Origin of the sequence: Streptomyces sp. NBC_00390, assembly GCF_036057275.1 — a bacterium.
Lineage (GTDB): Bacteria > Actinomycetota > Actinomycetes > Streptomycetales > Streptomycetaceae > Streptomyces.
Genome location: NZ_CP107945.1, coordinates 8,103,723 through 8,130,102 on the forward strand (window position 1 = coordinate 8,103,723; position 26,380 = coordinate 8,130,102).

The window sequence follows — 26,380 nt, forward strand, 5'->3', positions numbered from 1 at the left end:
CCCGGCTGTGTATCTTCACAGGTGTCGTCGGCCCTGCGCGCAGAAGCGTGATGTCGGGCCATCAGCGGGGGATGAGGGTGTTTGCTGTGGGTGAAGCGGAGTGGGTCATCGGGACGATCGGGCTGCTGTTTGCGGCTCTCGGGATCGTGATGCTCGTTCTCACGGTGCGCAAGGTCCTGGAGTACAGGCGGACTCTGCGGGAGGGGCTTGTTGCGGAGGCCCGCTGTCTGGAGACGTTCGTGGTGCACAACCGCTCGTCGGAGGGGCACGGGCACAGCCAGCGGCGTCTGATCCTCGGGTTCCGGACGCCCGACGGGCGGGATGCGCGGGCCGAGGTCACCTCGGAAGTGCCGTATGTGGTGGGGGACATCGTTCCCGTGCGCTATCTGCCGCAGCGCCCTGAGCGGGCGGTACCGGCCACGGCATCATCAGGGTTGGGGATCGGTCCGTACCTGGTCGGCGGAGTGGTGACGGTCTTCATATGCGCGGGGCTCTTCTTCGCCGCGACCGGCTTCGGTCTTGCCGCGGCCACCGACGAAGTGGTCGATGACGGCGGGACCATTTCCGACACGGAGGACTGGATCACCGAGCCCTAGGTTCTGGCCGGCGGCCCCGCCCTCGGCTGTGTGCCGCGCAGTCGGACCGCCGAGGAGGACCCGGTTCAACGGCCGTTCGCCGGGAGCCGGGTCAGGGCGCCGTCTGCCGGGCCGGGTTGGAGAGCGATGCCGCGTTCCGCTCCTCGTCGGTGACCTTGTAGCCGGGCATGGACGGCCAGCGAACCGTCAGCACGACGGATTCTTCCTCCGCGAACCAGGAGTGATCGACGCCCCGACCCCACACGACGTAGTCGCCCTGCTGGGCCAGGAGCACACTGCGGCCGGGAAGTTCCACACGGAAGCGGCCGCTGACGAGGACCAACAGGGCGGTACGCTCCTCGCCGGTCACCCACCGCGCCCGCTCATCGCCCTGCGGGTGGACACCCCACTTGATCTCAACGGCCTCACTGTGCCGGGGGTCAGAAGCTTCCTTGAAGTGTCCGAGGAGCCATCCCCGGTCCACAAGTGCGTCCTCGCCCGCATTGCCCACGTACACGCTGTCGTTCATGGTTTCGCAAGGTAGCAGTCGACCACATCAGCTCTCGCAAGGGTCATGCCAGGCCGAAGGGTGCGTTTGAAGGTCTCGGCGCCGCCGGCAGCAGACCGGTCGTCCACGGTGACGGACCCTGACGACCGGACCGTCCGGGCCGCACACAGCAGACAGACGCCGTTCGATCAGGTCCCGTCGCGCACGGAGTTGGGCAATCCCCGGCTGGTGGTGGCAACACCAGGATCAGTACACACTGCCTCGTACCGCACCCCGCCTGCCAGGATCGCGGCCATGAAGCGACGCACTACCTTGATCACCGGCGCGACCCAAGGGCTGGGCCGTGGTATCGCACTGCACCTCGCCGCACGCGGCGACACCGTCCTGCTCCACGGCCGCGACCGCACCCGCCTCGATGCCGTTGCAGCTGAGGTCCGCGCCACCGCACCGCACGCCACGGTCCGCACCTACCTCGCGGATCTGGCCGACCTCGACCATGTGCACGCGATGGCCGACCAGGTGCGGGCCGCGGAGCCCCGCCTCGACGCGCTGGTCAACAACGCGGTTGCCGGTGGCGGCTCCGAGCCCCTGCGTCGGGAACTGAGCCAACAGGGGCACGAGTTGCGGTTCGCCGTGAACCACCTCGCCCCGTACGCCCTCACCCGCGACCTGCTGCCGCTGCTCGCCGCGTCCGCCCCCGCCCGCGTGGTGAATGTGGCTTCGATCGGGCAGGAGGCCATCGACTTCGACGACGTCATGCTGGAGCAGGGCTACGAGGGACTACGCGCCTACTGCAGGAGCAAGCTCGCAATGATCATGGCGACCTTCGAGCTGGCCGCCGAACTCACCGGCACCGGCGTCACCGTGAACACCCTCCACCCGGCCCATCTGATGGACACCGACGGAGTGCGGGAGTACGGCCTCACTCCCGTGACAACCATTGACGAGGGCGTACGGCCGACGGTGCGGCTGGTCACCGACCCGGACCTGGAATCCACTACCGGCCGCTACTTCGACCAGTTCACGGACACTCGCGCCCACGAGCAGGCGTACGACGTCGACGCCCGCCGGCGCCTCATGGAGCTGACCCATCGCCTGGTCGGACAGCTGAACCGAAGTGCGCAGTGATCGAAGGGCCTGCGCCACGCGGGGAGCGGTCAGGCCTCCGAGAACTCGATGGCCTGTGCGGGGCAGGCCCTGGCGGCTTCCCGTACGAGCGGATCTCCCGCCCCGTCTTCCCGCCCTGGCAGCACCGTCCCGAACCCGTCGTCGTCCTGGGTGAACACGGAAGGGGCTGTCAAGGCGCACTGCCCGCTTGCGATGCAGGTGTCGCTGTTGACGCTGATCTTGGTAGAGGACACTGGCCCATCCCTCCGAACGTCCGGCACACGAGGTCTCACGCCAGTGGCATGATCGCGTGGGCCGACCCCGTCGCACGTCAAACCCGCCGGGCGTCACCCGGTCGGGGAACCGGGGCTGGATCAGACGGGCGACTCGTCTCTGGTGTCCGCCCTGCGGCGGAGTCCGTGCTCGGCGAGGGATTCCTCGAGAAAACCCCCGATCTCTGCACCTTGCGGATGCCCGAGTGATCCGACGCGGCGGCGGCTGAGACGGGACGCCGGGCCGGAGCCGGGCCGGATCACCTGCGGCGATGGCTGCCACCCGCCGGGGTCACAGTCGGACGATGACCAGGGCGATGTCGTCGCTGGCGCCGCCGCTGACGCCGAGGCGGGCCAGCAGCGTGTCTGCCAGGCGGTCCGGGTCCTGCCGTTCCTGCTGGGCGAGTGTGTCGGTCAGGCGGGTGAGCCCGGTGTCGATGTCTTCGTCGCGGCGTTCGATGAGCCCGTCGGTGTAGACCACAAGGGTGTCTCCCGGGGTGTACGACAGGCTGACCTGCGGGCGAGGGACATGGTCGGGGCGGGCGCCCAGTGGCGGGTCGGTCGCCTGGTCCAGCAGTGCGCAGGTTCCGTCGGCGTGCATGAGGACCGGCGGCGGGTGGCCGGCGCAGCTGTAGGTGATCAGGCGGCGGCGTCTGTCGATCGTGATCCCGACGGCGGTGGTGGCCAGGGCACCGACAACGCTGCGGGCATACAGACCGAGAACCTCCATGGCCTTGGCGGGGCCGTTGGCGGTGCGCATCGCCGCGCTCAGCGCGCTGCGGAGCATACCCATGACGCTGGCAGCCTCCAGTCCGTGGCCGACCACGTCGCCGACCGCCACTGCGAAGCTGTCTCCGGACAGGTTGATCACGTCGTACCAGTCACCGCACACGTTCAGCGAGCCGGCTGCGGGCAGGTAGCGCACCGCGACGTCCGTGCGCTCATCGAGGTCGGGCGAATGGAGCATGGCCTCCTGCAAGGTCAGCGCGACCTTGCGTTCGCGGGCGTGGGCCAGCCGCAGTTCCTCGTTCAGCAGCTGCAGCTCCCGGGCCCGGGCATACAGCTCGGATTCCATGGTCTGTTCCCGCTCGCTCAGGTCTGTGCCCTGGAGCCGGTGTCGACGGGTACGGACGAACGCGGTGACATCCTCCACCCGGTGGATGATCCACGCCACGGTACCGTCGGGTCCAAGGACAGGGGTGTTGATCGGGCTCCACCACCGCTCCTCGAACGTACCGGGCTGGTCCATGAGCGGAATGTCGTACTTCTGCAGTGCCATGCTGTCGGGCTCCTGGGAGGCCAGTGCCCGGTGCAGCGAGGCGCTGAGATTCTGCACTCCGTCGGCCTTGGGGTCTGCGGGGTTGTCCGGGAACGCGTCGAAGATGTACTGCCCGATCAGGTTGTCTCGCGTCCGCCCGGTCGCCTCCAGATATGCCTGGTTGACGCCGACGATATTCAGGTCGGCATTCAGGACCAGGTACGGGCTGGGCGTCGCCGCGAACAACGCCGCGTAATCGATCTCTGGAATCGTCACATGCGTCCCCTTGGACCGGCGGACCACTACCAATTTAGGAGGCGCCCGGCGTTCTCGCCTGCCACGACGATCTGCGGCGTTCTTCGCGTCGGCGCCGGGCACATCCATTGCTGCGCCGGACGACAGGCTGGTGCCCCGCCGCCATCAGCTCGTGGGGCAGCCGCCCGGCGTCCTTGGGGTGCCAGGCGACTGCGGTTGATCCACATCGAGGGAACGCGGTGTGCCGCAGGCAGTCGATGGTCACGAGTACGGGAGGCGGATGCACCGTCCGGTCATTGCGGTCGCGGGACGGCGAGGCACATCGGGACTCAGGTACGACCGCTCGGACGCTTCTTGCCGGAGCGGCAACAAGGCTCGCCATGTCCCCGCTGATCGCGCACGATCAGGCACCCATGATGGCGCTGACAGACCGAGAGTCCTGGAGTGTTCATGTCGCAGCAGGTCACGGCCCTCACGCACCGGCTGGTTCCCTCGCCCGCAGGCCGGATCCACTTGGTGGAGCAGGGCACCGGGCCGCTGGTGCTGCTTGTGCACGGATTCCCGGAGTCCTGGTATTCGTGGCGTCATCAGCTGCCGGTCCTGGCCGCGGCCGGGTACCGGGCGGTCGCCGTCGACGTCCGTGGCTACGGCCGGTCCTCCAGGCCCGGCGACACGGCCGCGTACCGGATGCTCGATCTGGTCGACGACAACGCCGCGGCCGTGCACGCGCTGGGCGAACAGTCCGCGGTGATCGTCGGCCACGACTGGGGGGCGGCCATCGCCGCCAACTCGGCTCTGGTCAGGCCGGACGTCTTCCGCGCGATGGGGCTGCTCAGTGTTCCCTACGCCCCGCGCGGCGGACCGAGGCCGAGCGAGGTCTTCGCGCGGATGGGCGGGGACGAGGAGTTCTACGTCTCCTACTTCCAGGAGCCCGGCCGGGCCGAGGCCGAGATCGAGCCCGATGTGCGAGGCTGGCTGGCGGGATTCTTCGCTGCCCTGTCCGCCGACACCATGCCCGGCCCCGGCGCCCCCGCCCCGTACTTCGTCAGCCGGGGCGGGAGGCTGCGTGACCGGTTCCCCGCCGACCGGCTGCCCGCGTGGCTCAGCGAGAACGACCTCGATGTCTACGCCGGGGAGTTCGAGCGGACCGGCATGAGCGGGGCACTGAACCGCTATCGGAACATGGATCAGGACTGGGAAGACCTCGCCCGCTTCGCCGGCGCCCCCATCGCCCAGCCGTCCCTGTTCATCGGAGGCGGCCTGGACGCCCCCACCACCTGGATGGCCGACGCGATCGATGCCTACCCCACCACACTGCCCGGCCTGGTCTCCTCCCACATCCTCGACGGCTGCGGCCACTGGATCCAGCAGGAGCGCCCGGCCGAGGTCAACCGGCTTCTGACCGACTGGCTCGCCTCTCTGCCCTCCTGAAGCCTTGCTCCGACCGGACGGCCAAGGGGACGCCGACGTTCCGGCGCTCGCGCTGCTGCGCGAAGCCTGCGACCGGCAGGACCGGTTGTCCTGCCTGCGGGTGGGGTACGCCCCGTGCGGATCAGTCAGTGGCACGCCCCGTGGTGCTCGGTGTGGGACTGCTCGTGGGCGAGGCACCGTCGGAAGGGCTTGCGGAAGCACTCGGCGTCGGCGTCGGTGTCGGCGACGCCGAATGGCTGGGGCGGCCACTGGAAGGGCGGGGGGTCGGCCGGGCCTTCACGGGCGGCGGACTGGTGTCGGCAGGAGGAGACTGGGAGGCCGGTGATTCCCGGGGAGCGGCCGACGCGCGTGGACGCTGGGGCGCTCCGCTGGTGCGGTCCCGGACGCTTCCCCTGGCCGGGTGCGTGGCCGCACGTTCCGGTGAACGGGTGGCTTTCGGTCCGTTGGTGACGGGGGCCGGGGGCTCGTCGGGGGATGCCTGTTCCGGGCTGGGCGCTGCTTGTGGCACACCTGCGGAGTGCTGGGGCAGCAGCATTGCGCCGGCCATGCCGCCGAGCACGGCGATGGTGGCCGCGGCGAGACTCCGGCCGCCGTACTTCTTCACGCGCGGCGGACACTGCCGCCGGGCTGCGGGCACCTCGGCCGAGGGAGCCGGTGACGAGGGAATGTCGAAGGACTCCAAGGAGCCCGGTCCCGCGCTGAACAGGGCATTCGGCATCGTCGTGTCGACTGCCGGAGCACCGCTGTCCGGCTCGCTCGGCGGTGCCATGCGGGAGTCGTACGCCCCGCACTCCGGGCAGGTCACGGCGCCGTTGAGGGTGCGGCGGCAAGGGGAGCAGTAGTCCATGGGCTCGACCGATCAGTAAGGGAGTCGCCGGCAGCAACCGCGGTCGGCCGACCCGGCCGGGCAGCAACCAGCCGTCAGAAGGCGGCTCTTGGCGTCTTTCGGAACGACCGTTGACATGTGCGAACCTCACTCACTCACCGGTCTGGAGAAGGGTCACCGGTTACCGAGGTAAACGGGACCGGACCGGCCCGCCGTTCAATCAGCGGCCGAAACGTGGGGTACGCAACTCCCTTGACGCGGCAACCGGTCATGTCGGCCCCCGCTCCGCACGGCCCGGCCATGCCCGCCGCAGCGGCGCGGACGAGTGCCCGGCGGCCGTCGATCGGGACCCTTGGGGCAATGCCATCGTCACGGGTACGGGCGGCGCACCCGTGACGTAGCGGTGGGCGGTGCCGAGCTGCCCCGAGCGACATGGCCCAGATCATGTCCGAAGCAGCGTGGCGAACGATCCGCTTCCAGCAGATCAGCGGCGAGGCATACAACGCGACATGCGGGCGTGCTGTGGCGAGAGGAATCAGTGCACGAGATAGAGGGTGAGGGCGCCGCCAGGCTCAGAAATGCGGGCGACGTGACCATAGCCACGGGCAGTGGCGTAGGCGCCGGTGCCGCCGGTGATGGCGAGGTCGAAGTCGCTGGGCGGGGTGCCGACAGTGGTGGTCTGCAGGTGTTGCCACGTCACTTGCCCCCGAGGAAGGCTGAACGTGCCTGTGCAGAGGTTGGATTGCGCCGACATTCGGGTGCACACCGCACCTTCGGTGCCGTAACTGACGCCTCTGCGGAAGAGGTTCGCGGTGATGATGATCTGGTCGCCGATCCCTCGTCCGGGTGCGCCGTGGTCGACCATCGTGGTTCCTGTGCCCGTCGACGTCAGGCTGATGACCTCCGCGCGGCTCACGCTGCCCCAGTTCAGGGGGTACGGGTCGTTGGATGCAGAGGCGGAACCCGCGAGAGTTACGAGCGACAACGCCGTTGCTGCCACCACGCCCCACTTCGAAATGGAAAGCATTGTTCCTCGCATGTGAACGCGGCTTCTTCGGTGCGCTCAACAATCTCATTGTGTGATTCGGTGTCAATTACATAACTCAACCGAAGCGCCTGGTTCATCCATCCGGCGGCGATTCCCGCAACATGCCGGAGCCGGCCGACTCTCACCCGTCCGACAGTGGGACGCCCGACGGACAACTGACCGGAGCGTCGGGTGCTGGGTGCGACCGGTATCGGTGCGCCGGAAACGGCCGACTGAGAGCCAACTGCCCTGTGCGGGGCGACGAGAGGGCGTGCTCGGCCGGCGGCCCATGCATTGAATGCGGGGGCGGGGGCCGGGACGGGTGGTCTCCCGGTGCAGTTGCCGCGAGGCGCCGCCATGGTCCTGCCCCGGGCGGGTGAGGTCCAGGCGTGGGGTTGTGGCCCTCGGTGCTCACCGAGGGCCCGTGCGAGAGCCGGCGCTTTCTGACGGTCGTCGCCTCACGCACCCCCGCGCACCAGCAGGACCGGGCGCCCCGCGGCGCGTCGCTCGCTCAGTCCTCCAGGACCGAGAGCACGATCTTGCCCCGTGTGCGGCCGGCCTCGCCCAGCCGGTGGGCCTCGGCCGCACGTTCCAGCGGCAGCACCGTCTCGACGACGGGTCGCAGGCTGCCCTTCTCGGCGAGCCCGGCAAGGGCGATCATCCCGGTGGAGTCGGGCTCCACCAGCGTGAACCCGGTGCGAATCCCATGTGCGCCGTTCTCCTCGGCGGCGGGCACGTCGTCGGGGGAGGGCAGGGTGACGAGGGTGCCGCCGTCACGCAGCACCCGCAGGGACCGGGGCCCGTAGTCGCCGCCCACGGAGTCGAGGACCACGTCGACGCTGCGCCCGAGCCGCTCGACGAAGTCCTCGCGGGTGTAGTCGATCACCTCGTCGGCGCCCAGTTCCTTCAGGAGTGCGTGCTTGTCCTCCCGGGCCGTGCCGATGACGTACGCGCCCCGGGCCGCGGCGATCTGCACCGCGAGATGCCCGACGCCGCCCGCGGCCGCGTGGATCAGGACACGCTGACCGGCGTCGAGGCGTGCCGTCTCCACAAGCGCCTGCCATGCCGTGAGGCCGGCCAGCGGCAGCGCGGCGGCCTCCACGTGGGTGAGGCCGGCGGGCTTGCGGGCGAAGTGCCGCGCCGGGCCCGTGACGTACTCCGCGTAGCCGCCGGCCTGGCGCGGGAACTCGGGCATGCCGAACACCTCGTCGCCCGGCCGGTACAGCGTCACCCCGAGGCCGACCGCCTCGACGACGCCCGATACGTCGTAACCCAGCACCGGGGGCTCCCCGTGCATCCCGAACCCGCCCGTGGACCGTGTCTTCCAGTCGACCGGATTGACGCCGGCGGCGTGGACCCGCACGAGGATCTCCGTGGGCCCGGGCACGGGACGGGCGAGCTCGGCGATGGTCAGTACTTCCGGGCCGCCCCAGGAGGTGGGGGTGATCGCGCGCATCGTGGTGTCGTTCATGAGATGTCCTTCCCGTTTCTCGGTACGCCACCACCTTCGGCGCTTTCCCCGGTCCTCAGAACTGGCCGGATGGCCATGATGTGACAGAATCTGGCCATGACTGCTGCGCAGGAGCCGAACCAGAGTGCCGAATGGACCGTGCGTGACGGCTGTGTCGTCCCTCCCGGCCCTGATCCGCACCGCGTCGTGGTTCTCGCCCTCGACGGAGTGATGACCTTCGAGCTGGGCATCCCCGCACGCATCTTCGGGACGGCTCGCTCGGCGGACGGACGCGCGCTCTACGAGGTGTCCGTCTGCACCCCCGACGGACGGCCGGTGCGCACCGAGGCAGGCTTCTCCATCGACGTGGAGTACGGCCCCGAGGCCCTGGAACACGCGGACACCGTGGTCATCGCGCCGACGCACCGACTGGGGCCGGTCGGAGAGGAGGGCGTGCTGCCCGGACCGCTGGACGCGGCTCTGGCACGGATCCGGCCGGGCACCCGGACGGTGTCCATCTGCACGGGGGCCTTCGTGCTCGCGGCGGCCGGGCTGCTCGACGACCGCCCCGCCACCACGCACTGGGCAGAGGTCGCGCACTTCCGAAGGCTCTTCCCGCAGGTGCGCATCGACGAGGACGTCCTCTTCGTCGACGACGGCGACGTGCTCACCTCGGCCGGCGCGGCGGCCGGGGTCGACGTGTGCCTGTACCTGGTGCGACGCGACCACGGCAGTGCCGTCGCCAACCAGGTGGCCCGGCGCTGCATCGTGCCGCCGTGGCGGGACGGCGGACAGGCGCAGTACATCGAGCGACCCGTGCCGCCCCCGGCTGCCGCCACTACCGCTCCCACCCGGGCCTGGGCACTGGAGCGACTGCACCTGCCGCTGTCACTGGGGGAGCTGGCCGAGCACGCCCGGATGAGCGTGCGGACCTTCACCCGGCGGTTCCGTGACGAGGCGGGCGTCACTCCGGGGCAGTGGCTCACCGCTCAGCGGGTGGAGGTGGCCAAGCAACTGCTGGAGACCAGCGACCTGTCCATCGACCTGATCGCCGACCGGGCCGGTTTCGGCAGCGCCAACTCGCTGCGGCAGCACATGCGCGACCTTGTCGGCGTCTCACCCGCCGCCTATCGCCGGACCTTCCGCGCCACAGCCGCCGACCGAGGCGACGGCCCGGCGTCCGGGCGGACGGAGCTCACCGCATCACGTGCTTGACGCCCCTGCCGTTCGGCAGCATGCGGGGCGCGCCAGTCGCGCGCCGGTGACCGCGGCCCGGCGGTCGCGACCGGCAGGGCGGGTACGGCGGACCGCCGGCGCCGGTCCCGCCGTGTTTGCGAGGCGATCACATCAGTGGCCACGAACTGCGATGCCGGAGCCGTTCCATCAGGCTCAACGCTCCACCGTGCCCCGACCGGTCAGGATCGGCGCAGGTGGCGAAGCGCTAGGCGAAGTGCAGCCTGACCTCCGCCGCGCCACGGGCCGATGCCACGGTGCCGGCCTCCGCCTCCAGGGCCCTGCGGACGGCAGCGGACAGTGACCCGAACGGCGTGACGGTCAGGTCGAGTTCGGCGCCGGCGGCCTTGGCGCGCCAGGTTCCGGCGATCTCCGAACCGACCAGGACAGCCCCGGGCCCTCCGATCGCCCGCCAGATCTCTTTCGCCCGGTCCTTGTCGGGCACCAGCCGCCCGCGATCCCGCGCTTGCAGGAACGGATCGCCCGGCGGAAGGAGCCGGACCAGATCCAGGCTCTTCGCGGCACGCAGGGCGTCCAGTCCGGAGGCGGGCAGCCAGGTCTTCTCCCCGTCCACCCACACCTCGGCCAGATCCTGTGGCCACACCGCCTTGACGACGGTCGGCTTGGTGCCCAGGAATTTCGCCACGTCGGCGGGTGTGGCAGGACCGAGAAGACGCAGATAGGCACGCACCAGTCCGTCCGTGCCCGTGGCCGTGGACGGCACGGGGAACCGCTGCTCCAGCGGCGCGAGGAGGGTCCTGACCCCTTCCGCGTCCACCCGGATCCCACCGAACAGTCCGGCCTGCTGGAAGAGCAGCCCGGAGATGTGCTGCGCTTCGCAGGCGTCGCACCAGTACGTCAGTGACGCGGGCACCAACCTGCTCACCGCTGTACTGACCTCGCCCTTGACCATCGGCGCGGTCACCACCTCGCGGAAGGCCTCGGCGGTGGCGCGGAAGGCCCCCAGACCGAGCCGCCTGCCCTCCTTGATCACAGCGGTATTGATCCGGGCCGTCGCGTCCGTGTCGTCGACGGGCCACAAGGCGGTGGCGAGGGCCGGGAGGTCGGTACGCCGGTGCAGATGGGGCGCGCCGCGGAACGACCACACGAGGTCCAGCCCGTCAGCGGACGCGCCCCGCGCGGCCAGCGCCGCCCGTGCCGAGCCCTTCGGCGTGTCCTGCACTCCCAGATCGAGTACCCGCGGCGCGAGCGAGGAGCGGTCGAACCCATGAGCCGCCACCCGATGGGCCAGTACCTGCTCCCGGCCCACTTCGATCCGGTGTGCGCTGCTCACGACTCTGCCCCCTGCATACGTCTGTCCGTACCGTACACACGCCCGCACCCGGTAGTCGCACTGTCGCCAGTCACATCAGCGGACGTGTGACGCGCAGCCGCGGTTGGAAGACTTCGTGGGGTCGGTGCCGTCGGCAGGCGGTTCACCATGCGCCGTGGTGGGCCAGGCCCAGGGCCAGTACGGCGACGGAGAGCGAGAGGAACGCGGCCGCGGCGCCGAGCCTGCGGTCGCCCACCCGTAGGTGTGCGCCCACGGCGCCGAGGAAGTACAGGACGAGGCCTGCCGCGGCCGCCGTTCCGATCAACGGCACAGCGAAGCCGATCAGCAGTCCGAGCGCGCCCGCGCCGAGGAGCGTGCCCAACGGGACCATCCATGACCGGGGCACACTCAGTCTGTCTGCGATCACGGCGATCGACTCGTGGCGCACCAGGTCCAGACAGGCGCCGTAGCCGAGCGCAATCGCGGTCAGGACGGTGACCGTGGCGTAGGCGGTGAACATGGATTCCTCCCCGGGCTGAGATCGAGGCGAATGTGCCTGTTCTCTTGATCTCCACCTTCCTCACGTCCGGCGTTGCGAGTCCAATACCTGCATCCATAACCTGACGGCATGGATGTGGACACGCGGCTGCTGAGGTACTTCGCCGCCGTCGCGCAGGAGGGAAACCTCACCCGCGCCGCACGGCGGCTGTTCGTGTCGCAGCCGGCGCTGACCAAGCAGATCAGGCAACTGGAGGCCCAGCTGGGTGTGGAGCTGTTCACCCGCTCCCGGGCCGGGATGACTCTCACCGAACCGGGCCGTGCTCTGGCCGCTGGGGTGCCGGGGCTGCTCACCGACTGGGACCGGCTGCTGCGGGGGACGAGGAGCGCCGCCGCCCGGGCCGGCCGTGTGCTGCGGGTCGGGTTCCTGGCCAGCGCCGCCAACGAGCTCACTCCGCAGATCGTCGCCGCTTTTGTCCGCCGCCGGCCGGGCTGGCGGGTGGACATGCGGCAGGCACCCTGGTCAGACCCGACCGCCGGGCTCGGCGACGGGACCGTCGATGCCGCGCTGCTACGGCTGCCCTTCCCCGGCCAGGACGAGCTGCGCGTCGAGGTGCTGCTGACCGAGCCGCGGTGCGTCGTGCTGGCCGTCGCACACCCTCTGGCCGGCAGGGACGAGATCCCGTTCCGGGAGCTGTGGGACGAACCGTTCGTGGCCGCCCCGCCCGAGACCGGCTCATGGCATGACTACTGGCTGGCCACCGACGAACGCGAGGGCCGCCCGGCCCGCATCGGAACCGTCACCGAGAACCCCGACGAGTGGCTGAGCGCGATCGCCAACGGCTACGGCATCGCCCTCGCCCCGGAGTCCGCCGCCCGCTTCTACCCCCGCCCCGGCATCGTCCACCGCCCCGTCACCGGCGTCAGCCCGAGCAGCGTCGGCATCGCCTGGGCGTCCGCTGCCGACACCGACCCGGTCATCCAGGACTTCGTCCGGTGCTGCCTGGACAACCGGCCGCCGGACCCGACGTGATGGGGCCGCGCGGGGCCGGCCCGTGAGCAACCCCCGGCGGACGGCGGTGGAGCCGGTCGCAGGTGTCACGGGTCGTGCAGCCCGCAGCCCGCAGCCCGCCCGGCTGTCAGCAGTGGCACCATGGTTTTGACGTATCGAGGAGGGCTCATGACCCCATCGGACGAGAACGCGCGAGTCGTGCCGGTCACCCGCCGTCGGCCCGATCCGGACGACCGCGTGACCTGGGAACCCAGCGGGCGCTGGGTACGCGGGACGAAGGGTGAGGTCACGGTCGTCGACAGCCGACGGCCGGTCCTGGTGTGGGAACCCGGCCGTCCGGTACCGCTGTACGCCTTCCCGGAGGAGGACGTCCGGATGGACCTGCTGCGCAGGACCGAGAAACCGGCCACGAGACGTCATGCGGGAGCGACCGTTTTCTACGACCTGGAGGTCGGCGGCGAAACCGTCCCAAGGGCGGCATGGACGTACCCCGCCGAGGAATTGGCCGATCACGTGTCCTTCGAGTGGTTCGGACGGGACGTACTCGACCACTGGTACGAAGAAGAAGAGGAGATCTTCGTACACCCGCGTGACCCGTACAAGCGGGTCGACGCCCTGGCCAGTACCCGGCACGTCCAGGTCGAGATCCAGGGCACGGTCGTCGCCGACACACGCACCCCGGTGCTTCTCTTCGAAACCCATCTGCCGACCCGGTACTACTTCCCGCGCGAGGACGTCCGGCTCGATCTCTTCACCCCGGACGATCACCGAACCCGATGCCCGTACAAGGGGGTTGCGACCGACTACTGGTCGTGGGCCGGCGACGGGGACGTGCCGCGCAACATCGCCTGGAGCTACCCCGATCCCCTGCCGGCCATGAGCGCCATCACGGGGCGGGTGGCGTTCTACAACGAGGCCGTCGACATCGTCGTCGACGGCGAGCGGCTGGAACGTCCGGTCACCCCTTTCAGCGACATGCTGGCGCGGTAGCTCTCCGGCCACAAGGCGGTCGCGCAGGTGCGCCGGTCAAGGCGGTCCGTTCGCGCCCTGTTGGGCAGTGGGCTCCGACAAGTCGCAGGCCGGGCCTGAGCTTGCGGACCTCCGCGGCGTCCCCTGCTCGCTCACTCAGTGCTCAGGCTGGGGCAGTTGCGTGCCGTTGGTGCTGAGCGTGGAGGGCAGGACCCGGGCGATGAGCAGCGCGACATCATCGGGGTCGCCGGGATGGCGCAGGGTGTTCAGGAGCACGTCGCAGGTGTCGTCCAGCGAGCGATGGGGGTCGTCCAGAAGGGCGAGCAGGCCGTCCAGGGATTCGTCGATGGCTCGGTCGCGCCGCTCGACCAGACCATCGGTGTACAGAACGAGCTGTTCGCCCGGGTGCAGGGCGAGCGTAGTGGTGTGGAAGGGGGCCTTTCCGACGCCCAGCGGTGTTCCGGTGGGCAGGTCGAGCAGTTCGGGCTTTCCGTCGAGGCGGAGCAGGGCGGGGGGCAGATGGCCGGCGAGGGAGATGTGGCACTGCGCGCTGAGCGGGTCGTAGACGGTGTAGACGCAGGTGGCGATGGTGTCCTGCTCCAGGCCTTCGGTGATGTGGTCGAGGTGCTGGAGGACCTGGGCGGGGTCGAGGTCGAGGCCGGCCAGGGTACGGGTGGCTGTGCGGAGCTGGCCCATCGTGGCAGCGGCGCCGACACCGCTGCCCATCACGTCTCCGACGACGAGGGCGGTCTTGTCTCCGCCCAGTGGAATGACGTCGAACCAGTCGCCGCCGATCTCGCTGGCTGCCTGGGCGGGTTGGTACCGGGAGGCGATCGCCAGTCCGGGACGTGGCGGTGGCGGGTGGGGCAGCAGGCTGCGCTGGAGGGTGAGCACGGTGCGGCGTTGTTCCTGGACGGCACGGTGCCGTTCGGTCACGTCCACGCTGGAGGTCACCACCCCCAGCACCGTTCCGTTGGGTGCTTCGAGCCGGTGGAAGGAGATCGACCAGGCATGCTCGTTCTCCGGGTCGGCCGGGGTGCGGCCGACGGTGTACTGGTCCAGAACGGGGACGCCGGTGTCCAGGACCTCACGCATCGTCGCTTCGAAGGACTCGTCCAGGAAGGGCAGCACCTCATGGACGTGGCGGCCCAGATGCTCGGAGGCAGGCACGCCGTTCATGCGCTCCTCAGCCGGATTGACCGAGACATAGCGAAGGTCGGTGTCCAGTACACCGAGTCCGATCGGCGACTGGGACACCAGCCGGGCGGACAACGCGAGGTCCCGCTCGAGCTCGCGCAGCGTCGTCTGATCCGCGGCAAGGCCCAGAGCCCAGTACTCCCGCTGGTCGTCCTGTAGCCGCATGTTCCGGAATTCCACCTGCCGCGTGCTGCCGTCCTTGTGTCGCACCGGGAAGACTCCGGCCCAGCTGCTGCCGCCTTCCATGACCCGAATGAACATGTCCATCACAAGTCCGCGATCCTTCTCGTGGACCAGCAAACGGGCCGCGTACTGGCCGAGAGCCTCCTCTGCGGTGTAGCCGAACAGGGCCTCGGCCTGCGGACTCCAGAGATCGATCCTGCCCTCGGCATTGAGGAGGACGGCCGCCACGCTCAGTACATCGAGGAGGCCGCCGGATGTCGCAGCGACGTCCCTTGGGTCGGCACCAGGCGGGAAGGACTTGGCTGCGCACATCCCAGGCCCTCCTCACTGCGCACGTCGCCGCCCAGCTGTATCAGGACGGCGACCCACGACCGAGCCTCGGCTTCGGGGCTCCACCTCCTCCATCGTCGCCCCACAAGTGCCATTCGCGCAGCCATGGCGATCCTGTGCCCGGGCCTGCCGGCGCCGCCGGAGCTTGCCGAGGTCGTCCCCATCAGCGCCGGGTTCACGCCTCCGAACACCATCGGGCCTGCATGGCGGCCGCCACCGGGCGGCACATGCGCACCATCCTGATCCGGGTGAATGCGGGCGGCCCACAAGCGCTCGCTGTGCCGCGGCTCGGCCGCCGTGACCGCCGTGCCCTCCCTACGCCAGTGCGGTTCTCACGGTGGCAGTCGATGCCGTTCTCCTGGGCGTGCGGTCCCCGATGACCTGGGAGTTCCTGGGGGAGGCGGCTCCCCGCCGCAGAGACGACCGGGTTCGCGCCGATGTGCGCCCGACGGCCGGAGGCGGCGCCGGCATGCGCTATCGACGCGGCTGCGGCCTCCGTGTCCGTCGCTCGCGGTGCGGCGGTGGGTGAGGCCGCCGGTCATGTGGCCGCCGACCACCCGTTGCAACACGTCAGCAGGCGGTTACGGTCCATGTCGGTGCCGTCCGCAAGCGCGGTGCACCGTGGTGGCGCAGGCGCACTGCGTGCCGAACCTGCGACGGGCCGTCGCGAAGGAGCCGGCACGGTCCGAGCGGATCTGCTGGTAGAGGTGCCGGGTGACCTCGACCTCGCTGTTCGGCTCGCCGAGCGGGAGCCACTGGTCCAGTCGTGCGGCTCACCCAGTTTCATCTACGAGAGTCAAAAAACTCGGACGGCGATGTCGAGAACCCGTGACTGGCTTCGTCCCCGCAATGAAGGCGACCACAATGGGTCGCACCAGCACCGAGGAGAACCACGATGGCCAAGTACCTGCTGCTCAAGCACTACCGCGGCGCCCCGGCAGCGGTCAACGACGTGCCCATGGACCAGTGGAGCCCGGAGGAGATCTCGGCCCACATGCAGTACATGAACGACTTCGCGGCCCGGCTGGAGAAGACAGGCGAGTTCGTCGACGGTCAGGCGCTCGCCCCCGAGGGAGCGTGGGTCCGCTACGACGGTGAGGGGCGCCCGCCGGTCACCGACGGACCGTTCGCGGAGACCAAGGACCTCATCGCCGGCTGGATGATCATCGACGTCGACAGCTACGAGCGCGCCGTCGAGCTGGCGGGAGAACTGTCGGCCGCCCCTGGGGCGGGCGGCAAGCCGATCCACGAGTGGCTCGAGCTGCGCCCGTTCCTGACCGCGCCGCCCACCATCACGGAGTGACCCCATCGATGAACGAGGCACTGCTCCGGAGCCTTACACCGAGCGTGCTCGCCGTCCTCGTCCGCCGCGGAGCCGACTTCGCGGCGGCCGAGGACGCCGTGCAGGACGCACTGGTCGAGGCGGTCCGCGTCTGGCCGGCCGACCCCCCGCGGGACGCGAAGGGCTGGCTGGTCACCGTGGCCTGGCGCCGGTTCCTCGACGCGACCCGGGCGGACGCCGCCCGCCGCCGGCGTGAGGACCTCGTCGACGAGGAGCCGGCGCCCGGGCCCGCGCCCGCGCCCGCGGTGGACGACACGCTCCAGCTCTACTTCCTGTGCGCCCACCCGTCGCTGACGCCGTCGTCCGCGGTCGCGCTCACGCTGCGCGCCGTCGGCGGTCTGACCACCCGCCAGATCGCCCAGGCCTACCTGGTGCCCGAGGCGACCATGGCGCAGCGCATCAGCCGGGCCAAGCGCACCGTCTCCGGCGTGCGGTTCGACCAACCCGGCGATGTCGCCACCGTGCTGCGCGTCCTCTATTTGGTCTTCAACGAGGGCTACACCGGCGACGTCGACCTCGCCGCCGAGGCGATCCGGCTCACCCGGCAGCTCTCGGCCGCGATCGACCACCCCGAGGTGGCGGGGCTGCTCGCCCTCATGCTGCTCCACCACGCCCGGCGCGCCGCCCGGACCGCGCCTGACGGCAGCCTGGTGCCGCTCGCCGAGCAGGACCGCGGCCGGTGGGACACCAAGTCGATCGCCGAGGGCGTCGCGATCCTGCAGGCGGCCCTCGCCCGCGACCGGCTGGGCGAGTTCCAGGCCCAGGCCGCTATCGCGGCACTCCACGCTGACGCGCCCACCGCCGAGGAGACCGACTGGGTGCAGATCGTCGAGTGGTACGACGAGCTCGCGCGCCTGACCGACAGCCCGGTCGTCCGGCTCAACCGCGCGGTGGCCGTCGGCGAGGCCGACGGACCGCGCGCCGGCCTGGCGGCGCTCGCGGCGCTGGACAACTCTTCCCCAAGCTCTTCGAGCAGGAGATACCCCATCCCCCGCCACGCCGCGGTGGCGGCGTACCTCCACGAGCGCGAGGGCGACCTGGCGACGGCGGCGAGGCTGTACGCCGAGGCGGCCCAAAAGGCGCCCAACCTTGCCGAGCGCGACCACCTGACGCGCCAGGCCGCCCGGCTCAACGCCCGCAGGCGCCGCTGACGGGTCGCGCTCGGATTTTCCCGCAGCACTCGGAGCGGCCCCGTGGCCAGAGCAATCAATGGACCTGCCCGTTGAAGGTGACCCTGCAGCGACGGTTCGGCTGCCCGAGAAGCAGCCCACCCCGGCTCATCCACGAAGAGCCGGGAAACGGAACGAACGGCAGGACAGGACCATGGCCACCAGCGCGTCGAGGCTGGGCATCACGGTGACGCGTGGTGGGGCGAAGTGTGCGGTCCCGGTGGCCACGAGCGCTCACAGCCTGACGATCGGCCACAAGCCGACGGTCGCCGCCAGGAGGAGGCTGTGGCCGTTTGGCTCACTCGACGACCTGGACGAGCCCTGGCTTGCCCACCGTCGCCTTGAGCTGCGTTCGCTTGCCCTCCACCGAGCCGTCCGGTGCGAGGACGCGCGTGCCGACTCGGACGGTCGTCTCCACCGACCAGGTGCCGGCCGTCGCCGACACCGTCCAGTCGGCCGGGACCACGTGGTCGAAGGCGAGGAAGTGGGTGGGGACGCCGTTGCTCTTGAAGGGCTCGGCGTTGACGTCCTCCTCAGCCGCGGGAGCGAGGGGGACCTCGAACCGCACGAGGTCGCCCGCGTAAGTGGCGCGTACGGTCACGGGGGTCCCCGGCTGGACTCCCTCGGGGTGTTCCACGTCGATCGACAGACTGCCGAACTCCGGGACGTTGCGGGCGGCGTAGCAGACGTCCGCACCGGAGTGGGTCCGCGGTGCAGGCGTCCCCGTTCCGAGCAGCTGCTCCAGCAGTCCGAGCGCTTCCGCCCGCGCGTGCTTCGACAGGATCTCCATGGTTGCGTCGTTGGGCCCGCCCCCGCTTGCGCGGTGAGCGGCAGATGCATCCGCACAGGCATGGTGCTGTGGCAGTCCCGCTGTCACAGCACCGGCGCTGTCTGGGACGAGGTTCAGTTGGCGGGTGCTTGGTAGAGGCCGCGGCCGGCGCGGTGGGCGCGGGAGGTGGCGATGAGGCGGTCGAGGGTGCTGCGGATGGTGTTGATGTTGCCGGTGGTGTCATCGCGGCCGAGTGCCTCGGCGACGTCGCGTGCGCGCAGCGGAGTCTCGGGGGTGCGGGCCAGGACGGCGATGACCTGGTCGGTGAGGCCGCTGCCTGCCACCACGGCCTCGGAGGCGGGCGTGCGCCGTGCCGCCTTGGTCGCAGTGGCCTTGGCGGCGGTCTGCTTCTTGGACGGTTGCTTCGCCGCCTTGCCGTTCGCAGAGTTCTTGGGCGCGGCCTTCTTCTTCGAGCCCCCAGTCGTCTTGTTCGTCGTCGGGGGAGTCTGGTCCGTCGTGGTCTGAGCGGCGGCAGTGCTCTCGTCCACCGGCACGGATACGGTCTCGACCGCCGACGTCGGCTCCGGCTTGGTGTCGGTGGCAGGTTCGTCCGGCACGGACGGTGCAGCCTCGGTCTGCGGCTCAGCTGCACGCGGCTGGGGAACAGTGGCCGCCGACAGCGCGTTCAGCGCGGACAGCGCGCTGCGCACCGCTTCCAGTCGTTGGGAGACCGCGGCGAGGTGTTCTTCGAGTGTCTGCTGATGCTTTTCGAGTTGGGGAAGCTCCGCCTGCAGCAGCGCCGTTGTCGACTCGATGCTGTTCGTGTCTGCCGTCGCTGTCATGGTGCGCTCCTGATGGGGTCGGCTGTGCACGCCGTCTGCTGTGACATGCAGGGGTGTTGTGATGCAGGGTACGGGCTGCATTGTGATTCGCACCTGTCTGAGGCGCGGTTGAACAGAAGTACCCACCGCTCGACCCGGCATCGCTGCGACGCATCCGCGAACGGTCTTTCGGGCAGCGCGACGATCTCAGTCGTCATCGCCGGGTGTCATTCCCGAACCGAAGCCGAGCTACAAGTGCGAAGTTGGCGTGCACTGCCTGCCTATCCCCCGCAGGGGACCGGTTCTCACAAACACGTGGCAGATCAGGGTGAGGGAGCGATACGCTCCCCGCGATGATGACTCACTCTGTTGGCAGAATGGGGGTCCCGTCCGCGCAAGGTGAGTGCTGATGCTCACTGCGACTGTGAATGGGGATTCCCGCCTTTCCTTCTGGCTGCGCGTGCGAGAGTTCGCCGTGCCGCCGTCCATGATCGAGACTGCGACCGGCCGCCGTTGTGCCGGGGACTGGGCAGGAGCGTGTGCCGCCGCAGGCGTCGATGTCGATGTCGATCTCGATCTGCGTTTCGTGGGGCGTACCTATGGCCAGGAACTCGCGGCCCAGGTACGTGCCGATCTCCGCCATCTGGCTCCTGACCTGTTGCGCTGGCACATGCCGAGGATCGCTCCTGACGGCCTGCTGCGCCCGGGGCTGACCATCGCTCTGGATCGGTACGACGCTGCGGGGCGTGACGGCCCGTACCCGGTGCACCTCGTGGCCCGGACTCCGCCGGCCTGGGCGGATGCCGGTCAGCGGATCAGACTACGTCCCGGACTCGCCGCCCGAGTGGGCACGAGTGGTGACCATCGGGTCGGCTCCCACTGCTCGGTGAGGTGAGCCCTCTCAGGGTGGCGCGGATCTCAGATCTTGCCGGGCTCTTCGGAGATCACGAACACGAGCCTGTTGTGAGCAAGTCTGCCAGGCGATCCGCGAATTCGGTGAGCGAGTCCAGTTGTGGTCCGCTGCGGGCAATGCGGAATCCGTGGCGGCGGCCCCAGAACGCGGCCTGGACGGCATGGAACTGGGCCCAACGCCGGACGCGTTCGCGATCGAGTTCCGCAGCCTCGGCGAAGATGTCAAGAATGCGATGGACAGCCTTGGGCGGGTCGTCCGCTTCGAGGAGCGTCAGCGCGCGCGACTTGAGCAGGGTGCCGCCGTCGTAAGCGGGATCTCCCGCGTACCCCTTGGGGTCGACGGCCAGCCATGGTTCACGGTCGGCGCGCAGGATGTTTCTGGCGTGGAGGTCGCCGTGGATGAGGATGTCCGGCTGGACACGGCCCAGCTCGCGGACCGTCGCCACGGCGGCGTCCACCACATGACGCGACAGTGTGTGCGGCAGCTCCTCGGCATCCTTGCGTAGCTGCTCCTCCCAGGCGTCGGCCTGCTCCCGCAGCCGGGGCAGGCCGGGCGGCGCGGGGACGGCCAGCCGGCGATTGATCCGCGCTGCGACCGTCACCACCTCATCGCCGTCCTCGACCTCCGCCAGTGTCGACGTCCGGACCCGCTCGAGCAGCATCGCGAAGCACTTGTCGTCGCGCTCGTGCAGCAGAACAGCTCCGCGTCCACGCCACGCCACGAATGCGTCCGGCTCATACACGTTGCCGGGATGTGGAAACGACACCTTCAGCACGGCGGTCCCCCCCCCGGTCGGCCGTCGCACCGGGACGATGACCCCGACACCCCCGTGCATGACATCGCCGTCCGGCACACACTGCCAGCGCCCCAGCAACTCGTCCACGATCCTGGGCAGTCCGGCGAGCCATGCCGCTCCAGACTCTCCTTCCCGCTCGACAGTGCTCCGCGCGAACGTCTCCGGTATCTCGATCATTGGGGCACTTTACGGCCGGCCCGACACCGCCACCAGGCGGCCTGATGCCGGTGGCGGGCTTGTGCCGCCCTGCGCAGCGAGCGCGTGAACGGTAGGACTCGTCCGTCCGGGTGCCTTCCGGGTGTCGGGTGGCGGGAACGGTGTCCTTGCGGTGCGGGCGGCGTCGGGGTGCCGGGGCGGGTGCGTGAGGCGGCGCAGGAAGAGGGAGGAGACGATGCGATCGCCCGGTGGAGGCGTCCGGTCCACGGCGATGCGTTCACGTCGCCGGACTGACGCGGCTCGCCGCCCCGCACCGGGGTCGGCAGTGAAGAACGGCGCGGCTTGTACCGTGAGTCCGGCGCCCCTCGGATTGCCTGACCCGCAGCACTCGACCGTCTGGAGCCCGAAACCGTGCCCTTCACCTTCCGCAAGAGCTTCCGGATCCTGCCCGGCGTCCGCCTCATCATCGGCCGCGGTTCCTGGTCCATCACTCTCGGGGGCGGCCACGGCCCCCGCCACACCATCAGCAGCACCGGACAGCGCACCACGTCGGTGAACCTGCCCGGACCGTTCGGCTTCCACCGCACCACGCGCCGTCGGCGCCGGACCGGTCAGTAGGTGGCACCCGCACCACCCTCCGACACGATCCGCTGCTGCTTGCCAGGGACGTAGAGGAGCTGAAGACCGAGGCCCGGCCCCGGAATGCCGGGGCCGGGCAGACGAGGGCGACTCAGAAGCTGAAGAGCTGAGTCACCTCTCCTTGCATCACGCAGCTGTTGGGGAACGTCGCCTCATGGGAGATACGGCGTCCCTCCCACACCCCGTCGAGGGTGACCGTGACGGGATCGTAGATCCGCGTGCAGTAGCGAGAGGGTTCGTCGTTCGACAGCAGCGAGGGTCGCCCCTCCACGCTCTGCAGCTCCGCGCATGCGGCAGGTGCGTCGGGGTGGTCCCCGCCGGGGTCCGGGTTGCACCGCAGGGTCACCGCTCGCTGCACTGTCGCGCTACGCGCGCTCTCTCCCTTGCCGATGGTCAGTACCATTGCCGACGGTGCGTACAGGCTCTTCGGCTGGGCCGCCTCGGCATGCGCCGGGCCGGCGAACAGAACGCTCATGCCCGTCACCAGCCCTGCGGCTCCCAGGGCCTTTCCCGCGAGTCGTCGCATGGGATCACTCCTTTGTTCGAGACATCAGGGGGTGCCAAGGAGCCTTGCGCACATATGAGCTGAAAGCACATCGGACATGTCTTTCCTGGACACGTCTCTCCGTCGGCGCATGGCCGGTATCCCCATCCTTCGAGGTCGGGGGGTCTGCGACTCCGGCTGAACACCCCTCCTGGCACACGGTTCCCTTGCCTTCGCACCGCCCCTTCCGTCTTCCCACCAGCCGCCTGACGACGCACCACCCTGGCGTCGGCCGCCCCACCTCGGCCGAAAAGACCCTCCTCTTTCGCCCGCTTCACACGTGACGGCCCCGAATGCGTCCCTGGATCCTGGCGGTGGCGGAAGACGCCGGCTCCTGCCTGCGGCGCTCCCCGCTCTGGCGAAGGGCCCGTGCTGGCGGCCGTGAGAGGGCCGTGGCGGCGGCCCGGGGTGGCGTCTGCCGCCGGCGACAGGCGCTGCTGCGCCGTGCGCCCGCCGGGCCTCACGTCCGCCGTGGCCGCGGGCGTTCCTCGTGCCCTGTCGGGTCGTGGGGTTGATGCCGCTGTTCCGGTTACGTGAGGGAATCTTGCCGCGACGAGCAACCCCGAGCATGCGGCGGCCGTCTTGATCCACAGCAAGGCCGTTCGCCGCACCCGCCGAAGGTGACGGGCGGCTCCCCGATTCCCAAGTGTCAGGCCCAGAGCGCCAGGCGACTATACGCAGAATGTATACATGCTGTGTATAGTCGCGCGGCGGTCGGCGTCCTGGCCGCGCACGGAAGGCACCCATGCACAGCAAGGCATTCGCACCCGAGTACCAAGGCGCCCTCACCGATCTGTCGGTGAACGCCTCTCTGACGGACGTACTCGCCAAAGGCATCCAGCACTTGAGGGCGGCCCAGGTCTCCGGCTCACAGCAGGAGGTGGCACGCTCCGGGCTCGCCGTGGCCGAGGCACACCGCAGACTGGGCAACGTCGAGGAAGCGGATCAGGCGTGGAAGGCCAGCTACCGGGCCGCCCGCTCGGCCGGTGACATGGGGGCGATGGCCTGGGCGCTGTGGAGCGGCGGCACGCTCGCCCGCCAGAGGGGCGCGCTGGCGCTCGCCTTCCGGCTGCTGGGGCTCGCCGCCGAGATGGGCAAGCGCGGCGGCGACATCGTGGCCCGCGGATATTCCCTCGCGGGCCTGGCGGAGACCGGACGCATCCAGGGCGACTACGAGGCCGTCGCCGTCCTGCACGAGCAACTGCTCGCCGAGGCGCGCAAACGCGGCGAAGCACGTCACACCGTGTGGGCGCTGGAGGGCATCGCGCAGATTCACCGCAACACCGGCTCCTACGACACGGCCCTTGCGATGTTCGAGGAAGCGGCGGAGATAGCCGGGAAGGCCGACGACCGGCGCGGCCGGGCATGGGCCTTGCGCGGCATGGCCGACATCGTTTCCCTGCGGGACGACGACCCGGAACGCGCCCTCGCCCTGCTCGCCGAGGCCGAACTCACCTGCCGCGAGATGAAGTTGTCCAGCGCTCTCGCCTACAACCACAAGATGCGCGCCAACGTGCTCTTCCGGGCCCGTCGTTACGACGAAGCTCGCGAGGTCTACGAGGAGGCGCTCACCGAGTTCCGCGCCATGAGCGAGCCGCGGGGCGAGGCACTGGCCCGGCTCGGGCTGGTCAAGGCGCTCGCCCATCTCGGCCGCGACCGCGCCGAGACCGCGGCGGACCTGGACGAGTTGCGCCGGACTCTCGACCGGATCGGTCTGCGTCACGCCCGGGACATGGTCGACAAGGCGCACGCCGAACTCGGAACAGCGCCGCTCGCCACCCCGGCAGCCGAGGAAGGCGGCCACCGATGACACCGCCGGCAACAGCCCGGACCACCGCACCCCAGATTCTCGCCCGCTGCCGCGACCTCGTACGGCCCTCCCTCGCGGAAGCCGTCCAGCGTCTTCATCCGTGGCCGGCCGAGATGGCCGCCTACTCGCTCGGCTGGAGCGACGTCGACGGCACGCCCACCCCCGGCTCGCAGGGCAAGGGAGTACGTCAGGCGCTCACCGTGCTCTGTGCCGAGGCCGCCGGCGCGCCCGGGGAGAACGCCGTCGTCGGCGCGGTCGCCGTCGAGCTGATCCACACCTTCTCGCTCCTGCACGACGACATCATGGACGGCGACGAGACCCGGCGGCAGCGCCCGGCCGTCTGGAGGGCGTACGGCACCGGCCCCGCGGTCCTGGCAGGGGATGCGCTCTTCGCCATGGCCGTGGAGACGCTGGCCGGCTCCCGCAACGTACACAGTGCACCAGCGGTGCGGCATCTGGCCGGGACGCTGAACGACCTGGTGCGCGGTCAGGCCGAGGACCTGCTCTTCGAATCCCGGCCCTGGACGGGTCCCGACGCGGTACTGCCGCACGAGTACAGGTCCATGGCGGATCACAAGACCGGCGCCCTGCTCGGCTGCGCCACCGGCCTGGGTGCCGTGCTCGCCGGGGCCCCTGTCCCGACCGTGAACGCCCTCGCCCGGGCCGGCCGGCATCTTGGGGTGGCCTTCCAGGCCGTGGACGACCTGCTGGGCATCTGGGGCGACCCGCAGGTCACGGGCAAACCGGTCCACAACGATCTGCGCCGGCTGAAGAAGACGTACCCCGTCCTCGCCGCCCTGTCCACCGACAGCCCCGCCGCACGGCGTCTTGTCGCGCTCCTCACCTCGGACCGACCCCTCGACGACACCGCCGCCCGCCGGGCCGCCGACCTCATCGAGGACGCGGGCGGACGCTCCGCCACCCTGACCGAAGCCCACCACCACCTGGAAAGCGCCCGCGACTGCCTGACGAGCGTTCCGCTGGTACCCATGGCGGTCGAGGAGATCCTCACGCTCGTGCCGTTCCTCATCGACCGCAGAATGTGACGGCCCGCCACACGCATGCCCAGGCCGCGCCCGGACGCGGGCGTGGCCACGGCCTGGGACCTGCCCGCGAAGGTCCAGCGGCGGCGGTCCCAGCAGCTGCGGGGTCTCTGCAGTCGTAGCCCTTGTCGGTGGACCTTCCCTGCTTGCTCGCGTCGGCGTCCGCGGTGGGAGTTGCCGGCCCACCGGCGGGAGGCTGCCGGCGCCCGGCCGGTTGCCGCAGGCGGTCAACTCCTCGAGGAACGCGACGAGATATGCGCTACATCCTGGAAGGCGGGATGAGACAAGACCGCACGGGCTGCGTATCGCCTCACAACAGAACAGCGAAGACCGCCCCGTGCAGCCCAGCTGCCCGTCACAACCCTTCTGCGATCACCACCCGACATCGAAAGGCATCGCTGGTCTGTCCGAGACACGACATTCCACGGACGTTGTTTGAGGAGACCGCCAGTGGGATCCAACGACCCCGAACCTCAGCGAGCTCACCGTTCAGGTCCTGATGTCGCCCAAGAGATACGGGACTCGTTCCAGACCGTGCTGGACGCCTTGGACGCCGCACGCGCCGACCTCTACAAGTTCGACGGTCAGGAGGGCCGGGCCGAGTGCCCGCCGCCGTCCTGGCGTCAACGCGGCGAACCAGCCAGGGACGCCGGCTCCGCTGCCCCGACCCCGTCCCCGCCTTCGGCTCCACCCCCACCCCCACCCCGACCTGCACAGCCGGTGAGGCGGGGGCCCGCGCGCCTGGATCCCGCACCTGCGCACGGCACCTCGCCGCCTGCCGTGGAGCCGCCCCTCACCGGTCGCCTACGCCGGGCCGACGCTCCGCAGGACGGGGCGGCGGAGCAGCTCTGGTCGCGCGGCATGCATCTGGAGCCTGTCCCGCCCCCGAGGGTGGGAAAGCCACCTGTGGCGCACGGCGCAGGCACGACGCACGCCGCGCCGCCGGTGACCTTCCTGCCCCCGGCCCCCGTGCA

Annotated in this window: 24 protein-coding genes and 1 pseudogene; 13 read left to right on the forward strand and 12 right to left on the reverse strand. The window is 70.2% G+C overall.

The genetic code is table 11. From position 1 onward, the window contains the following. The first annotated feature begins 86 nt into the window (after positions 1-86). Positions 87-596, forward strand: coding sequence for a DUF3592 domain-containing protein (locus OHS70_RS36120; RefSeq protein WP_328404693.1), 510 nt, complete (start codon positions 87-89; stop codon positions 594-596). A 91-nt stretch (positions 597-687) separates the two neighbouring features. Here the strand turns inward: OHS70_RS36120 and OHS70_RS36125 are convergent, their stop codons facing one another. Next, on the reverse strand, positions 688-1,104 hold the full coding sequence (locus OHS70_RS36125; RefSeq protein ID WP_328404695.1) for a signal peptidase I: 417 nt from the start codon (positions 1,102-1,104) through the stop codon (positions 688-690). Between the two features lie 273 nt (positions 1,105-1,377). Between OHS70_RS36125 and OHS70_RS36130 the strand changes: the two genes are divergently transcribed. Continuing rightward, the gene (locus OHS70_RS36130; RefSeq protein WP_328404697.1) at positions 1,378-2,211 is read left to right on the forward strand and encodes an SDR family NAD(P)-dependent oxidoreductase; all 834 of its coding nucleotides are present in this window, start codon (positions 1,378-1,380) and stop codon (positions 2,209-2,211) included. Positions 2,212-2,240: 29 nt separating this feature from the next. Here the strand turns inward: OHS70_RS36130 and OHS70_RS36135 are convergent, their stop codons facing one another. Together OHS70_RS36135 and OHS70_RS36140 are read right to left on the reverse strand one after the other, a co-directional pair. After that, a complete protein-coding gene (locus OHS70_RS36135) occupies positions 2,241-2,444 on the reverse strand; it encodes a ferredoxin (RefSeq protein ID WP_328404699.1) in 204 nt (67 codons plus the stop codon). A gap of 310 nt (positions 2,445-2,754) precedes the next feature. Further along, positions 2,755-3,996, reverse strand: a complete 1,242-nt coding sequence (locus tag OHS70_RS36140; RefSeq protein ID WP_328404701.1) for a PP2C family protein-serine/threonine phosphatase — start codon at positions 3,994-3,996, stop codon at positions 2,755-2,757. 429 nt (positions 3,997-4,425) lie between these two features. Here OHS70_RS36140 and OHS70_RS36145 point away from each other — a divergent pair, with 429 nt between their 5' ends. Both OHS70_RS36145 and OHS70_RS36150 read left to right on the forward strand, forming a co-directional pair. Next, complete coding sequence (locus OHS70_RS36145; RefSeq protein WP_328404703.1) at positions 4,426-5,406, forward strand: alpha/beta fold hydrolase; 981 nt, start codon at positions 4,426-4,428, stop codon at positions 5,404-5,406. A gap of 128 nt (positions 5,407-5,534) precedes the next feature. Beyond that, positions 5,535-6,248, forward strand: a complete 714-nt coding sequence (locus tag OHS70_RS36150) for a hypothetical protein (protein WP_328404705.1) — start codon at positions 5,535-5,537, stop codon at positions 6,246-6,248. A 519-nt stretch (positions 6,249-6,767) separates the two neighbouring features. Here the strand turns inward: OHS70_RS36150 and OHS70_RS36155 are convergent. Next, positions 6,768-7,271, reverse strand: coding sequence for a hypothetical protein (locus OHS70_RS36155; protein WP_328404707.1), 504 nt, complete (start codon positions 7,269-7,271; stop codon positions 6,768-6,770). A 499-nt stretch (positions 7,272-7,770) separates the two neighbouring features. After that, positions 7,771-8,730: an NADP-dependent oxidoreductase gene (locus tag OHS70_RS36160; RefSeq protein ID WP_328404710.1), complete on the reverse strand. Its 960-nt coding sequence runs from the start codon at positions 8,728-8,730 to the stop codon at positions 7,771-7,773. Between the two features lie 96 nt (positions 8,731-8,826). On the opposite strand from OHS70_RS36160, the gene OHS70_RS36165 reads away from it, so the two are divergent. Next, a complete protein-coding gene (locus tag OHS70_RS36165; RefSeq protein WP_328404712.1) occupies positions 8,827-9,924 on the forward strand; it encodes a GlxA family transcriptional regulator in 1,098 nt (365 codons plus the stop codon). A gap of 226 nt (positions 9,925-10,150) precedes the next feature. On the opposite strand, the gene OHS70_RS36170 is transcribed toward OHS70_RS36165, so the two are convergent. Continuing rightward, the gene (locus OHS70_RS36170) at positions 10,151-11,236 is read right to left on the reverse strand and encodes a winged helix DNA-binding domain-containing protein (protein WP_328404714.1); all 1,086 of its coding nucleotides are present in this window, start codon (positions 11,234-11,236) and stop codon (positions 10,151-10,153) included. Positions 11,237-11,378: 142 nt separating this feature from the next. Continuing rightward, positions 11,379-11,735: a DoxX family protein gene (locus OHS70_RS36175; protein ID WP_328404716.1), complete on the reverse strand. Its 357-nt coding sequence runs from the start codon at positions 11,733-11,735 to the stop codon at positions 11,379-11,381. 108 nt (positions 11,736-11,843) lie between these two features. On the opposite strand from OHS70_RS36175, the gene OHS70_RS36180 reads away from it, so the two are divergent. Further along, on the forward strand, positions 11,844-12,746 hold the full coding sequence (locus OHS70_RS36180) for a LysR family transcriptional regulator (RefSeq protein ID WP_328404718.1): 903 nt from the start codon (positions 11,844-11,846) through the stop codon (positions 12,744-12,746). Between the two features lie 147 nt (positions 12,747-12,893). Beyond that, the gene (locus OHS70_RS36185) at positions 12,894-13,715 is read left to right on the forward strand and encodes a DUF427 domain-containing protein (protein WP_328404720.1); all 822 of its coding nucleotides are present in this window, start codon (positions 12,894-12,896) and stop codon (positions 13,713-13,715) included. A 135-nt stretch (positions 13,716-13,850) separates the two neighbouring features. Here OHS70_RS36185 and OHS70_RS36190 read toward each other — a convergent pair whose 3' ends face one another. Continuing rightward, a complete protein-coding gene (locus OHS70_RS36190; protein WP_328404722.1) occupies positions 13,851-15,386 on the reverse strand; it encodes a SpoIIE family protein phosphatase in 1,536 nt (511 codons plus the stop codon). A 913-nt stretch (positions 15,387-16,299) separates the two neighbouring features. Between OHS70_RS36190 and OHS70_RS36195 the strand changes: the two genes are divergently transcribed. Both OHS70_RS36195 and OHS70_RS36200 read left to right on the forward strand, forming a co-directional pair. Next, positions 16,300-16,707 carry a YciI family protein gene (locus OHS70_RS36195; protein ID WP_328404724.1) on the forward strand — a complete coding sequence of 136 codons (408 nt, stop codon included), beginning with the start codon at positions 16,300-16,302 and terminating at the stop codon, positions 16,705-16,707. An 8-nt stretch (positions 16,708-16,715) separates the two neighbouring features. Next, positions 16,716-17,897, forward strand: coding sequence for an RNA polymerase sigma factor (locus OHS70_RS36200; protein WP_328404726.1), 1,182 nt, complete (start codon positions 16,716-16,718; stop codon positions 17,895-17,897). A gap of 316 nt (positions 17,898-18,213) precedes the next feature. On the opposite strand, the gene OHS70_RS36205 is transcribed toward OHS70_RS36200, so the two are convergent. Together OHS70_RS36205 and OHS70_RS36210 are read right to left on the reverse strand one after the other, a co-directional pair. Beyond that, positions 18,214-18,705: a hypothetical protein gene (locus OHS70_RS36205; RefSeq protein ID WP_328404728.1), complete on the reverse strand. Its 492-nt coding sequence runs from the start codon at positions 18,703-18,705 to the stop codon at positions 18,214-18,216. 113 nt (positions 18,706-18,818) lie between these two features. Continuing rightward, a complete protein-coding gene (locus OHS70_RS36210; RefSeq protein ID WP_328404730.1) occupies positions 18,819-19,526 on the reverse strand; it encodes a hypothetical protein in 708 nt (235 codons plus the stop codon). Positions 19,527-19,914: 388 nt separating this feature from the next. On the opposite strand from OHS70_RS36210, the pseudogene OHS70_RS36215 reads away from it, so the two are divergent. Continuing rightward, a pseudogene (locus OHS70_RS36215) lies at positions 19,915-20,328 on the forward strand (hypothetical protein); the annotation flags it as partial. Between the two features lie 121 nt (positions 20,329-20,449). Here OHS70_RS36215 and OHS70_RS36220 read toward each other — a convergent pair. Beyond that, on the reverse strand, positions 20,450-21,391 hold the full coding sequence (locus OHS70_RS36220) for an aminoglycoside phosphotransferase family protein (protein WP_328404732.1): 942 nt from the start codon (positions 21,389-21,391) through the stop codon (positions 20,450-20,452). Between the two features lie 390 nt (positions 21,392-21,781). Here OHS70_RS36220 and OHS70_RS36225 point away from each other — a divergent pair, with 390 nt between their 5' ends. Further along, on the forward strand, positions 21,782-21,988 hold the full coding sequence (locus OHS70_RS36225) for a DUF4236 domain-containing protein (protein ID WP_328404734.1): 207 nt from the start codon (positions 21,782-21,784) through the stop codon (positions 21,986-21,988). Positions 21,989-22,100: 112 nt separating this feature from the next. Here OHS70_RS36225 and OHS70_RS36230 read toward each other — a convergent pair whose 3' ends face one another. Then, positions 22,101-22,535: a subtilase-type protease inhibitor gene (locus OHS70_RS36230; RefSeq protein ID WP_328404736.1), complete on the reverse strand. Its 435-nt coding sequence runs from the start codon at positions 22,533-22,535 to the stop codon at positions 22,101-22,103. A 763-nt stretch (positions 22,536-23,298) separates the two neighbouring features. On the opposite strand from OHS70_RS36230, the gene OHS70_RS36235 reads away from it, so the two are divergent. Further along, a complete protein-coding gene (locus OHS70_RS36235) occupies positions 23,299-24,363 on the forward strand; it encodes a tetratricopeptide repeat protein (RefSeq protein WP_328404738.1) in 1,065 nt (354 codons plus the stop codon). Further along, positions 24,360-25,409, forward strand: a complete 1,050-nt coding sequence (locus tag OHS70_RS36240; protein WP_328404740.1) for a polyprenyl synthetase family protein — start codon at positions 24,360-24,362, stop codon at positions 25,407-25,409. Before OHS70_RS36235 ends, OHS70_RS36240 begins: the two co-directional genes overlap by 4 nt. The last annotated feature ends 971 nt before the right edge of the window (positions 25,410-26,380 follow it).

Coding starts and splice junctions, on each gene's coding strand:
- OHS70_RS36125 (WP_328404695.1), bottom strand. CDS start 1,104: ATGAACGACAGCGTGTACGTGGGCAATGCGGGCGAGGACGCACTTGTG.
- OHS70_RS36130 (WP_328404697.1), top strand. CDS start 1,378: ATGAAGCGACGCACTACCTTGATCACCGGCGCGACCCAAGGGCTGGGC.
- OHS70_RS36145 (WP_328404703.1), top strand. CDS start 4,426: ATGTCGCAGCAGGTCACGGCCCTCACGCACCGGCTGGTTCCCTCGCCC.
- OHS70_RS36155 (WP_328404707.1), bottom strand. CDS start 7,271: ATGCGAGGAACAATGCTTTCCATTTCGAAGTGGGGCGTGGTGGCAGCA.
- OHS70_RS36160 (WP_328404710.1), bottom strand. CDS start 8,730: ATGAACGACACCACGATGCGCGCGATCACCCCCACCTCCTGGGGCGGC.
- OHS70_RS36165 (WP_328404712.1), top strand. CDS start 8,827: ATGACTGCTGCGCAGGAGCCGAACCAGAGTGCCGAATGGACCGTGCGT.
- OHS70_RS36175 (WP_328404716.1), bottom strand. CDS start 11,735: ATGTTCACCGCCTACGCCACGGTCACCGTCCTGACCGCGATTGCGCTC.
- OHS70_RS36180 (WP_328404718.1), top strand. CDS start 11,844: ATGGATGTGGACACGCGGCTGCTGAGGTACTTCGCCGCCGTCGCGCAG.
- OHS70_RS36185 (WP_328404720.1), top strand. CDS start 12,894: ATGACCCCATCGGACGAGAACGCGCGAGTCGTGCCGGTCACCCGCCGT.
- OHS70_RS36190 (WP_328404722.1), bottom strand. CDS start 15,386: ATGTGCGCAGCCAAGTCCTTCCCGCCTGGTGCCGACCCAAGGGACGTC.
- OHS70_RS36195 (WP_328404724.1), top strand. CDS start 16,300: ATGGCCAAGTACCTGCTGCTCAAGCACTACCGCGGCGCCCCGGCAGCG.
- OHS70_RS36200 (WP_328404726.1), top strand. CDS start 16,716: ATGAACGAGGCACTGCTCCGGAGCCTTACACCGAGCGTGCTCGCCGTC.
- OHS70_RS36205 (WP_328404728.1), bottom strand. CDS start 18,705: ATGGAGATCCTGTCGAAGCACGCGCGGGCGGAAGCGCTCGGACTGCTG.
- OHS70_RS36210 (WP_328404730.1), bottom strand. CDS start 19,526: ATGACAGCGACGGCAGACACGAACAGCATCGAGTCGACAACGGCGCTG.
- OHS70_RS36220 (WP_328404732.1), bottom strand. CDS start 21,391: ATGATCGAGATACCGGAGACGTTCGCGCGGAGCACTGTCGAGCGGGAA.
- OHS70_RS36230 (WP_328404736.1), bottom strand. CDS start 22,535: ATGCGACGACTCGCGGGAAAGGCCCTGGGAGCCGCAGGGCTGGTGACG.
- OHS70_RS36235 (WP_328404738.1), top strand. CDS start 23,299: ATGCACAGCAAGGCATTCGCACCCGAGTACCAAGGCGCCCTCACCGAT.
- OHS70_RS36240 (WP_328404740.1), top strand. CDS start 24,360: ATGACACCGCCGGCAACAGCCCGGACCACCGCACCCCAGATTCTCGCC.